Raw genomic sequence first — 11,704 nt, 5'->3', positions numbered from 1 at the left:
ACTTACCGTGGGAACCGGGGGACTGGCCTATGCCTTGGAAGACGGCAGTGACCCGGAAAATCTCGACAGGCTGAGCGATCAGTTGCGCGCGCTCAGCGAACTGCTGGTGCAGGAGGGGCTACCCCCTCACGACGAGCCGAGAGTTGCGGGCTCAGCAGTCGACCGCGCTCGGATATTGGGCGTGCCTTACTCTTTCGTGCACTCTCTGCGCCGCGCGTATGCCCTGGCGCGCGAATACCCCGAGCACCCGCTGATTCCCGTTGCCGAGGGTGAGCGGGCTTCGGATGATCCAGTCATCAACCTGGTCGGATCCACCTTCGACTCCCACCTCGTCTGCCACTCGGATTGCGAAGGGCTCTACGTGCCCGTCGAATTCGATGAGGTGCTCTTCGTCGGCGAAGGGGTCGACATCGCCGGTGGCATGGTCGGGTCGAGTATGGCGCTGATGCGCGAACTTGCTTATGTCGCACCGTACTTGGGGATCGGGCTGGTCGAGGGTGAACTCTCCGATGCCGAGCTCGCCCGGATCCGGGCAGTGCTGAACACCCGGAACGATGCGGAGCACCCGTTCTATCGGGAGCTGACCACCTGGCTGTTGTTCTTCGAGGCCGCCAGGGTTTCGATCGAGAACGGCACCATCATCGAATTCGGGTGAATCCAGACCGGACCTATTCGTCGACGCGGGTCATCGGTGGTGGTTGCCACTTCCCGTCGAGCGCGGCCAACTGGGGTGCGTAGAGGCGCATAGTCAGGGAGAAGACGCCTGTCGAGGGAATGGGGAGCCAGTTGCCCGTGGGGACGGCGGGACGTGGGTCCTGTTGTTGGACAGCCAGTTCTACGGAGCCATCGGGGGCGCGGACCACGGCGGGGAAGTGGCCGACCGAGTAGATCTGGTCAGGATTGGGGACCAGGAAGCCTTGGGTGTCATAGGCGGTGATCGTGGCGAAGGCATCGACAGGGGGTGGCCATCGACCTGGTTCGAAGCGGATTCGGTAGCGCAGGGGTTCGCCTCGGTCGTCGGTGGCGGGCGCGTCCAGGTTCGCGTAGAGGACGTCGCGGATCGGGGCGAGGCCGGGCGAGAGCCTGGTGGTGGCCGCGCGGCGTAGGTAGTCGGTGCCGTAGGTGCCGAGGTCGAGGGGAATCTCCCAGCCGTTGACCCGGCGGGCGGTGGGGTCTTTCCAGTCGACGATGCGACGCTGGGCCTGGCGGACCGCTTCGTCGAGGACGTCGGCCGGCAGGGTGTCGACCACTCCGCCGGGCTGGATGTCGATCGTGGCCAGTTCGGTCATCAGTGGTGCGTCGTCGGCGGCCGGGGGATCGGCGATCATCAGTCGGCAGACGCGGTTGAGATAGGTGCGGCCGTCCAGCGCCGCGATCCGTTTCGTCGGGGGTTCCGGCCCACGGTCGATCGGGTGGACGCGGCTGAGGGTGCTGTCGAGTTCACCGCGGTTCCAGGCGCTCAGCGGGATCAGTTTCATCCGCTGCTGCCACTGGTTGACCTTCGGCGCGTCCTCGGCGCCGTTGATCTGGATCCGCCCGACGATCGTGCACAGCTCCGTCGGCATCCGCAGCCGTGTCGTCCCCGCAGGCAACTCGCCCGTCCACTGCGGGTCGGTGAGGAGATAGGTGAAGGGTGGACCGTCGGCGTTCACGGCGGTCCGCGGGTTCTCGCTGGTCAGGTCGTGCACGGTATTGCCCCACCCGTCGAGCAACTGGAACAGCCAGAACCGGTCGGGCTCCGCTCCGGGAATCTGCAACACCATCGGCTCATCGGTCAGGTCCAGCCACGCCTGCGTGTAGACCATGTCGTTGCTGAGTCTGGCCACGCCGCGGTCGTAGGGATCGGGCAGCACGCTGTGATCGAGGCTGTTGGTCGGACCACTGGCCGCCCGCATCATGTCCATCATGATCAACGGATAACCGAAGATGTAGGCGTCGATCGCCAGGGCGAGCACATCCGGGCGACCGGTGGTGCGAACCGGCAAGGACGTCGGTTCGTCACCACCGCAGCCGGGCAACACCGCCCCCACCGCGACCGCGGCGCCGAGCCCCAGCAACGATCGCCTGGTCAGCGCCCTCGCGAGAGGATCCATGCACGCTCCGTTCGACGGCCTGATCGCCGAGCGTAGGCCGAATCGAGAACGGCCCGCCTCATACGCGACGGGTGAATTGCCTCAACCGAGCAGCACCCGCCGCATCAGGAATCCCACCCTGGCCCGGCCCGCGATCGGGTCGTCGCCGAACCGCTGACCGAGGTCGATGACCATGGCGAACGCCGCGTGCACCAGGAATCTCGCCTCGGCGGCGGAAAGCTCCGGCCTCATCTCGCGCACCAGCCGCGCCCACTCCTGCACGCTCAACCGCTGGATATTGCGCAGAACGGCACGCTCCTCGGCGGGCACGTGCCCGAACTCGGCGTAGTAGACGACGGCGAGCGCTCGCTCGTTGAACGTGTCGGCGACGAACTGATCGACCAGCACGCCCAGCGCAGCGCCGCTGTCGGATGTGCTCGCGACGGCGGGTCCGATCGCCCCGGACACCCGGTCCGCCGCTCGCCGGAATGCGGCGGCGAGGATATCGCTCTTGCCGCGATAGAACCGGTACACCGCCGACGCCGCCGACAATCCCGCCGCCGAGGCGATGTCCTCCACACTGACATTGGGATAGCCGCGTTTGTGGAAGAGGTCCACCGCTTTACGAAGCAGCAGTTCGTGTTTGAACGAATCCGGAATCTCGGCGCGGGCACCCTGCTCGGAAACGGTTGCCGCAGGGGGCAATTCCTTCTCGGTCAGCGCCATGCAGGCCGAACCGAGCAGCCTGTTCAGCGTGCGAACGGGCAGCGCCGCGTGGTGATCGGCGACGCTGGTGATCACGCCGAAAATCGCCGTGGAGATCATCCGCCGCTCAGCCGTGGTCAGTTCGGGACGCAAGTCCGCCAACTGTTCGTCGAGCGCGACCAGCACCGACTCCTGCTGCTCGTCGAGCACCACTCGATCGGTCGGTTCGAGGTAGCGGCCCTCCCACCGCACCAGCCGCACCGTCGCGCGATTCTCCACGGTCGCGCCGATCAGCCCGGTCAGCATGTGCCGCAACCGTTGCCCCGCGGGCAACGTGTCCTGCGCCGACACCACGATCGACGCGGTGAAGGCCTGCCCGACCCGAAGTAACTCCTCCCGGAACAACGCGTACTTGCTGGGGTAGTGCCGGTACAGCGCGGCCGAGCTGATCCCCAGCCCGGACGCGATGTCCTCCATGCTCACCCCGTGATACCCCGCGGCCCCGAACGCCACCGCCGACGACGCCGCGATCTGCGCCCGACGATTCTTCGGCCTCCGCCGCACTTCGGTCCCAGCTACCCCACGCGCCCCACGAGACTCGCTGACATTCATACGGGAAGTGTATTAGGGCTTGTCGGGCGGGGTTATCCGGGCATACCAGTCGAGCAGTGCGGGGTCGTCGACCGCGCTGCGTTCGACCACGCGGGCGGGGTCGGCGCCCTGGAAGAGCTTCTTGATGGGGACTTCCAGTTTCTTGCCGGTTCGGGTGTGGGGGATGCCGGGGGCTTCGCGGATCTCGTCGGGGACATGGCGGGGGGAGACCTCGGTGCGGATCGCCGTGGCGAGGCGGGTTTTCAGGTCTTCGGTGAGTTCCGCGCCGGGGGCGAGCAGCACGAACAGCGGCATCCAGTAGCCGCCGTCGGGTTGTTCGGCGCCGATCACCAGGGCCTCGGCGATCTCGGGGAACTGTTCGACGACCTGGTAGATGTCGGCGCTGCCCATCCGGATGCCGTGGCGGTTGAGGGTGGAATCGGAGCGGCCGTGCACGACGATGCTGCCGTGTTCGGTCAGGGTGATCCAGTCGCCGTGGCGCCATACGCCGGGGAAGGTGTCGAAATAGGCCGCGTGGTAGCGCTTTCCGTCGTCGTCGCGCCAGAAGCTGACCGGCATGGACGGCATGGGTGCGGTGACCACCAGCTCGCCGACCTCGCCGCGCACGGACAGGCCCTGCTCGTCGAAGGCATCGAGGGCGACGCCGAGATACGGCGCCGACAGCTCACCCGGCCAGACCGGCACGGTCGGCACCCCGCCGACGAACGCCGACACCACGTCGGTACCGCCGCTGATCGAGTTCACTTGAACATGCTCGCCCGCATTCTCGTTCAACCACAGCGCGCTCGACACCGGCAGTGACGAACCGGTGATGCCGACCGAACGCAGGGCCGAGAGGTCGTGATCGGCGCGCGGCACGGATCCCGTCTTGATGCACCCGAGCACATACCCGGGACTCGTGCCGAAAACGGTGGCGCCCACCTGGGCCGCTATGCGCCACAACGCATCCGGTCCGCCCGCGGTCGGGCTGCCGTCGTAGGTGACGATGGTGGAACCGTTCAGCAGCCCGGCCACCTGGAAGTTCCACATCATCCAGCTCGGGCTGGTGTACCAGAAGAACGTATCCTCGGGACCCAGATTCGATTGCAGCGCCACGGCTTTGAGGTGCTCCAGCAGCACGCCGCCGTGTCCGTGGACGATGCCTTTGGGCAATCCGGTGGTGCCGGAGGAGAACACGATCCACAACGGGTGATCGAAATCGACCGGGACGGTCTCGATCACACCGAGCCCGGCATCGGCGACCGCGTCCGTCCAGGACAGCGTGTCGGACACCTCGAGTCCGAGCTGTGAGACGACGACGGTGGCGCGCAAGCTGGACAGCCCGTCGCGCAAGGCCGCGATGTCGGCCCGCTTGTCGTGCTCCTTGCCGCCGAAACGGTAGCCGTCGGCGGTGACCAGCACCGTCGGTTCGAGTTGGCCGAGCCGGTCGAGCGCGGCCTTGGCGGAGTAGTCCTGACCGCAGGCACTCCACACCGCGCCGATGCTCGCGGTGGCGAGGAACGCGACGATCGCTTCCGGAATATTGGGCAGGTAGCCGATCACCCGATCGCCCGCTTCGACACCCTGCTCACGCAAGGTACGCGCGAACACCGTGACCTGCTCGATCAATTCCGACCAGGAAACTTCCCTCGGCTCGGCGTCCTCGTGCAGGGCGATCACCGCCGGGCGGCCGAACTGGGCCATCCGGATGATCTGGTCGACATAGTTCAGCCGGGTGCCGGGAAACCACTGCGCGCCCGGCATCTCCCGCGAGCCGAGAACCTCACCGGCGGTCTCGCCGAGTTCGAAATAGTCCCACACCGCCTGCCAGAAACCGGCGATGTCAGCCACCGACCACCGCCACAGTGCCTGGTAGTCGGGGTATTCCTCGCCGGTTCGCGCGGTGACGAAGGCGGCGAAGTCGGTGATTCGGGCCGACGCGACGTCGTGTGCGTTCGGTACCCACTGCGGTTGCACCGGATGTCCTCCTCGGACTGGACTACTTCGGTATCGGGGTGTGGTTACCCGATGTTCAGCCGGGCACGCCCGCGCGCCGGACGATCTGTTCGGCGTGCCGGAGCACCGGAGCGTCGACCATACGACCCTCGAACGCGAAGACGCCACGGTGGTCGGGCACCTGCGCCAGCACCCGGTGCGCCCAGTCGAGCTCGGCGGGGTCGGGCGCGTAGGCCGCGCGGATCACGGCGACCTGACTCGGATGGATGGCGACCTTGACGTCGAATCCGACGGCGACGGCATCGCTGGTCTCCGCGGCGAGACCATCGAGATCCTTGATGTCCAGGTACACCGAGTCCAGCGCGAAGCGGCCGAATGCCTTGGCCGCCAGCAGGGTCGACGAGCGCACGTGGCGGGCGACCTCCCGGTAGCCACCGTCGGCGTGCCTGCTGGAGTTGCCGCCCAGGCCGGCGACCAGATCCTCGGCGCCCCACATCACGCCGATGGCGTTGTCGGCCTGCACCGATTCGGTGACTCGCACCTCGCCGAGCGGCGATTCGACCAACACGATCACCTCGTAGCCCGCGACGCTTCGAACCTGTTCGGCCGACTCGCATTTGGGCAACATCACCCGGCGGTAGGCGGTCTGGGCGAGGAGCGCCAGATCGGCCGCGTATTCGTCGGTGTCGGCCGCGTTGACGCGAATCACGGTGTGCTGTGGGTCGAGTGGGGTGTCGATCAGCGCCTGCCTGGCCGCGGCCTTGTCAGCCGGCGCGACACCGTCCTCGAGATCGAGGATCACCACATCGGCCGCCGCGGCGGCCTTCGCGAAGCGTTCGGGGCGATCGGCGGGGCAGAACAGCCACGCGGGACCACTGGGCTGCCAGCTCATACTGCGTCCTCTCGACGGATGCCATGCGTGGGGCAGTTGCTCATGCTGTCGGCGCCTTGCGGACCAAGGTCTTGCGTATCGCCGTCGCCACGATCACGCCGTGCTGGTTGCGTGCGGTGTGCGCCAGGCTGACGATGCCCTCGCCTGGCCTGCTCTTGGATTCGCGCTTGTCGGTGACCATCGTCTCGGCGTACATGGTGTCGCCGTGGAACAGCGGAGCGGGCGTGGTCATCTCGGAGAAGCCGAGGTTGCCGACCAGCGTGCCCTGGGTGAGCTGGGCGACGGAGAGCCCCACCAGGGTCGAGAGCGTGAACATCGAGTTCACCAGGCGCTGGTTGAACGGCGGCTGCGCGTCGGCGAAGGCCGCGTCCAGGTGCAGGGCCTGGGTGTTCATGGTGAGCGTGGTGAACAGGACATTGTCGGCCTCGGTGATGGTGCGCCCGGGTCGGTGCTCGTAGATCGTGCCGATCTCGAACTCCTCGAACCACAGGCCGCGCTGGACGACCCGGCGTTGCTCGGTGCTCGATGGCGCCTGCTCGCGAGGCCCTGCGTGGTCACGCTCCGCTGCCGCCTCCGGGCCGCCGTGATCAGGCGCGCTCACAGACCCAGCTCCCTTGCGATCAGCATCAGCTGAACCTCCGTGGTGCCCTCGCCGATTTCCAGGATCTTGCTGTCACGGTAGTGCCTCGACACCGGGTATTCGTTCATGAACCCGTTGCCGCCGAAGATCTGGGTGGCGTCGCGGGCGTTGTCCATCGCCGCCTCGCTGGCGACCATCTTCGCGATCGAGGCGGCCTTCTTGAACGGCTTACCGGCCAGCATCAACGCGGCCGCGTCGTAGTAGGCGGTGCGCGCGACATGGGCCCGCGCCTCCATCCGGGCGATCTTGAACGCGATGGCCTGATTGCGCCCGATCGCCTGCCCGAAGGCCTGACGTTCGCCCGCGTAGCGCACGCTCTCGTCGACACAGCCCTGCGCGGCGCCGACGGCCAGCGCGGCGATGGCGATGCGGCCCTCGTCGAGAATGCGCAGGAAGTTGGCGTAGCCGCGACCGCGCTCGCCGAGCAGGTTCTCCTGCGGCACCCGCACATCGGTGAAGCTCAGCGGGTGGGTATCGGACGCGTTCCAGCCGACCTTGTTGTAGGCGGGCTCGGCCACGAAACCCGGCGTGGAGGTCGGCACCAGGATGGTGGAGATCTCCTTCTTGCCGCCGGACTGCCCGGTGACCGCGGTGACGGTGACCAGTCGGGTGATGTCGGTGCCGGAGTTGGTGATGAACTGCTTGCTGCCGTTGATCACCCAGCTCTCGCCGTCCTGCACGGCCGTGGTCCTGGTGCCGCCCGCGTCGCTGCCCGCGTCGGGCTCGGTGAGTCCGAAGCCCGCCAGCGCCTGCCCGCTGGTGAGCTGCGGCAGCCATTCGGTGCGCTGCTTGTCGTTGCCGAAGCGGTAGATCGGCATGGCGCCGAGCGACACACCCGCCTCTAGAGTGATCGCCACGCTCTGGTCGATCTTGCCGAGTTCCTCGAGCGCCAGGCACAGGGCGAAGTAGTCGCCGCCCATGCCGCCGAACTCCTCGGGAAACGGCAGGCCGAACAGTCCCATCTCGGCCATGCCGGCCACGACTTCGTACGGAAAGCTGTGTTCGGCATCGTGTTTCGCCGATACCGGCGCAACGACCTGGTTGGCGAAGTCGCGCACGGTCAGCGCGAGTTGGCGATATTCCTCGGGCAGCGAGCCGGAGGACAGGTAGTCGGTCATGCGAGGGATCCTTCGCGCTCGGTTTCGGTGGTTCCTGCGGGATGGGCGACGACGCGCACCAGTACTTGGTCGAGCTTCACCTGGGCGCCGGCGGTGGCGAGCACCTCCACCGTGCCCGCCACCGGCGCGGTGAGCGCGTGCTCCATCTTCATGGCCTCGATGACGATCACCGGATCACCGACGGCGACGGTCGCGCCGTTCTCGACCGGCGTCGCGATCACCGAACCCGGCATGGGACTGCGGATCTCGGCGTCACCGACATGGGCGACATCGCCGCGCACGCTCGCCTCGGCGACCTCGCGCAGGACGGCAAGGGCGCCGTCGTGGCTCACCCACAGCTGACCGTCGGCCTCGGCGATGCGGTAGGTGCGGCGCAGTCCGTCGAGAGTCGCCGCGAGACCCTCGGCCGTGGCGGTGGCGGTGAGCGTGTGCGACGCGAGCTCACTCGATGTCGATACCTCGGCCCCCGGCTCGTCGAGCCACACGGTCGCCGAAGCCGGTGTGCCCGCGATGAATACGTGGCGCACCTGCTCGCCCGCGGACAGTCTGATCGAGGTCGGGGCCGGTGTGCCGAGACGCCATCCCGAGGGGGTCGCCCAGGGATCGCCACCGGCGACGGGCCAGCGTCGCAACCAGTGATGGGCCGCGGCGGCGATGAATTCGAAGTCGGTGACCTCGGCGGTCACGAAGTCGGCCACGCGCCGATCCAGCAGCGCCGTGTCGAGACGGCCTGCCTGCACGTCGTCGTCGGCGAGCAGGAATCGCAGGAACTCGATATTGCTCGTCACACCGAGCAGCACAGTCTGTTCCAGTGCCCGGTCCAGCGCGGCGAGTGCTTCGGCGCGAGTGTTGCCCCGCGCGATCACCTTCGACAGCATCGGGTCGTAATCACTGCCGACGACGGTGCCTACCGACAGGCCCGAATCCACCCGCACCCCGGCGCCTTCCGGCTCCGACAGCGCGAGCACGGTGCCGCCGGTCGGCAGGAACCCGCGGCCCGGGTCCTCCGCGTAGACGCGCGCCTCGACGGCGTGCCCGACGAGGTGGATCTCGTCCTGGGTGCGCGCCAGCTTCTGGCCCGCGGCCACCCGCACCTGGCACTCCACCAGGTCGACGCCGGTGACCATCTCGGTCACCGGATGTTCCACCTGCAGGCGGGTATTCATCTCCATGAAGAAGAACTCGTCCGGCTGGTCGGCCGAGACGATGAATTCCACGGTGCCCGCGCCCACGTAGTCCACGCTGCGGGCGGTATTGCAGGCGGCGGTGCCGATCCGTGCTCTGGTCTGCGCGTCCAGCAGCGGTGACGGCGCTTCCTCGATCACCTTCTGGTGCCTGCGCTGCAAGCTGCACTCGCGCTCACCCAGGTGCACCACATTGCCGAACTTGTCGGCCAGGACCTGCACCTCGATGTGGCGGGGCCGGTTGACGAACCGTTCGAGGAACAGGGTGTCGTCGCCGAAGGCCGCACCGGCTTCGCGCCGGGCGCTCACCAGCGCGGCAGGCAGATCGGCGGGGTCGGCGACTCGGCGCATGCCCTTGCCGCCGCCACCGGCGGAGGGCTTCACGAGCACCGGATAGCCGATTTCTGTCGCGGCGGCGATCAGTTGCTCATCGGTCAGACCGGGCTCGGCGATGCCGGGCACCACGGGAACCCCGAACGCCGTCACCGTCTTCTTCGCGGTGATCTTGTCGCCCATCACCTCGATCGCCTTGGCGGGCGGGCCGAGGAACACGATGCCCGCGTCGGACAGCGCGGCGGCGAAGGCCGAATTCTCCGACAGGAAGCCATAACCCGGATGCACAGCCTGTGCGCCGGAACGAACGGCGGCGTCGACGACCTTCTCGATCGACAGGTAGCTCTCGCGTGCGGGCGCGGGCCCGAGCCGCACCGCGAGATCGGCCTCACGCACATGGCGCGCGTCGGCGTCGGCGTCGCTGTAGACCGCGACCGAGCGAATACCCATGGCGCGCAAGGTCTTGATGACTCGCACCGCGATCTCGCCGCGGTTGGCGACCAGAACGGTGTCGAATTCGACGGGGTGATTGTTGTTCAGCATGTCGCTCACATCCGGAAGACGCCGTAGGAAACGGGTTCGAGCGGCGCTTGCGCGCACACCGAAAGGGCAAGGCCGAGCGCGGTTCTGGTGTCGGCCGGGGCGATCACGCCGTCGTCCCAGATGCGCGCGGTCGCGTAGTAGGGGTTGCCCTGGGTCTCGTACTGCTCGCGGATCGGGGCTTTGAACGCCTCCTGATCCTCGGCCGACCACGGCTTGCCCGCGCTGTCGAGCTGATCGCCGCGCACCGTCGCCAGCACCGACGCGGCCTGTTCGCCACCCATCACCGAGATGCGGGCGTTGGGCCACATCCACAGGAAGCGCGGCGAATACGCGCGTCCGCACATGGAGTAGTTGCCCGCGCCGTAGGAACCGCCGATCACGACCGTGAGCTTGGGCACCCGCGCGCACGCGACAGCGGTGACCATCTTCGCGCCGTGCTTGGCGATGCCGCCCGCCTCGTAGTCGCGCCCGACCATGAAGCCGGTGATGTTCTGCAGGAACAGCAGCGGGATCTTGCGCTTGTCGCACAGTTCGATGAAATGCGCGCCCTTCATGGCAGATTCGCTGAACAGCACGCCGTTGTTGGCGACGATGCCGACGGGATGGCCGTGGATACGGGCGAAGCCGGTGACCAGGGTCTTGCCGTATTCGGCCTTGAACTCCTGGAAGCCGCTCTCGCCGTCGACGATGCGGTCGATGACCTCGCGCACGTCATAGGGGGTGCGCGGGTCGACGGGGACCACGTCGTAGAGCTCGTCCTCCGGCTTGGCGGGCGGGGTGCTCGGCAGTACCTCCCACGGCGCTTCGGGGCGGGGGCCGAGCGTGGCGACGATATTGCGGACGATGCGCAGCGCGTCGCGATCGTCGTCGGCCAGGTGGTCGGTGACGCCGGAGGTGCGCGAATGCAGCAGGCCGCCGCCGAGGTCCTCGGCGGTGACGATCTCACCGGTCGCCGCCTTCACCAGCGGCGGGCCGCCGAGGAAGATGGTGCCCTGGTCGCGCACGATGACGGCCTCGTCGGCCATCGCGGGCACGTACGCGCCACCGGCGGTGCACGAACCCATCACGGCCGCGATCTGGGCGATGCCCTTGGCGCTCATGTTCGCCTGGTTGAAGAAGATGCGGCCGAAGTGCTCGCGGTCGGGGAACACCTCGTCCTGGTGTGGCAGGAAGGCGCCGCCGGAGTCCACGAGGTACACGCACGGCAGGTTGTTCTGCGCGGCCACCTCCTGCGCGCGCAGGTGCTTCTTCACCGAGATCGGGTAGTAGGTACCGCCCTTGACCGTGGCGTCGTTGGCCAGGATCAGGCACTCGCGGCCCGCGACGCGGCCGATGCCCGCGATCACGCCCGCGCCGGGGCACTCGTCGCCGTACATGCCGTCGGCCGCCAGCGGGGACAGTTCGAGAAAGGGGCTGCCGGGGTCGAGCAACTGGTCGACGCGCTCGCGGGGGAGCAGCTTGCCCCTGGCCACGTGGCGTTCGCGGGACTTCTGCGGACCACCGAGCGCGGCGGTGGCCAGCCGCTGCCGCAGATCCGCGACCAGGGCGCCGTGCGTATCCCGGTTGCTCGCCGCGGCCACGGTGCCGTCTTCGGTCTCGTGCGTAACCGTCATCGCGCCCATTCTCTCATTCGGTTAATCGCTAATAACTGAAATTCAGGTTAATCTTCA

The 11,704-nt window shown here is 67.8% G+C and carries 9 protein-coding genes; 1 reads left to right on the top strand and 8 read right to left on the bottom strand.

All coding sequences use genetic code 11. The annotated features are described in order from the left end of the window. Positions 1-7 precede the first annotated feature (7 nt). Positions 8-655, top strand: a complete 648-nt coding sequence (locus QX204_RS28835; protein WP_301903653.1) for a putative DNA-mimic protein — start codon at positions 8-10, stop codon at positions 653-655. 13 nt (positions 656-668) lie between these two features. Here the strand turns inward: QX204_RS28835 and QX204_RS28830 are convergent, their stop codons facing one another. From QX204_RS28830 to QX204_RS28795, 8 genes are all read right to left on the bottom strand, one after another. Continuing rightward, positions 669-2,093 carry a DUF1254 domain-containing protein gene (locus QX204_RS28830; RefSeq protein ID WP_301903652.1) on the bottom strand — a complete coding sequence of 475 codons (1,425 nt, stop codon included), beginning with the start codon at positions 2,091-2,093 and terminating at the stop codon, positions 669-671. A gap of 81 nt (positions 2,094-2,174) precedes the next feature. After that, the gene (locus QX204_RS28825; protein ID WP_301903651.1) at positions 2,175-3,389 is read right to left on the bottom strand and encodes a TetR/AcrR family transcriptional regulator; all 1,215 of its coding nucleotides are present in this window, start codon (positions 3,387-3,389) and stop codon (positions 2,175-2,177) included. A 12-nt stretch (positions 3,390-3,401) separates the two neighbouring features. Next, on the bottom strand, positions 3,402-5,345 hold the full coding sequence (locus QX204_RS28820) for an acetoacetate--CoA ligase (RefSeq protein WP_301903650.1): 1,944 nt from the start codon (positions 5,343-5,345) through the stop codon (positions 3,402-3,404). Positions 5,346-5,400: 55 nt separating this feature from the next. Further along, positions 5,401-6,216: an HpcH/HpaI aldolase/citrate lyase family protein gene (locus QX204_RS28815; RefSeq protein ID WP_301903649.1), complete on the bottom strand. Its 816-nt coding sequence runs from the start codon at positions 6,214-6,216 to the stop codon at positions 5,401-5,403. A gap of 40 nt (positions 6,217-6,256) precedes the next feature. Then, complete coding sequence (locus tag QX204_RS28810) at positions 6,257-6,706, bottom strand: MaoC family dehydratase (protein ID WP_301908138.1); 450 nt, start codon at positions 6,704-6,706, stop codon at positions 6,257-6,259. Between the two features lie 107 nt (positions 6,707-6,813). After that, a complete protein-coding gene (locus tag QX204_RS28805) occupies positions 6,814-7,974 on the bottom strand; it encodes an acyl-CoA dehydrogenase family protein (RefSeq protein ID WP_062987042.1) in 1,161 nt (386 codons plus the stop codon). Then, entirely contained in the window at positions 7,971-10,034 is a 2,064-nt protein-coding gene (locus QX204_RS28800; RefSeq protein WP_301903648.1) for an acetyl-CoA carboxylase biotin carboxylase subunit, read from the bottom strand. The genes QX204_RS28805 and QX204_RS28800 overlap by 4 nt, the downstream gene beginning before the upstream one ends. Before the next feature lie 5 nt (positions 10,035-10,039). Further along, positions 10,040-11,647, bottom strand: coding sequence for a carboxyl transferase domain-containing protein (locus QX204_RS28795; RefSeq protein WP_301903647.1), 1,608 nt, complete (start codon positions 11,645-11,647; stop codon positions 10,040-10,042). Between the last annotated feature and the right edge of the window lie 57 nt (positions 11,648-11,704).

Source organism: Nocardia sp. PE-7, from assembly GCF_030486425.1.
Classification (GTDB): Bacteria; Actinomycetota; Actinomycetes; order Mycobacteriales; family Mycobacteriaceae; genus Nocardia; species Nocardia salmonicida_A.
Note: the sequence above shows the minus strand (reverse complement) of the source record. Positions and strands in the feature narration are given on the sequence as shown.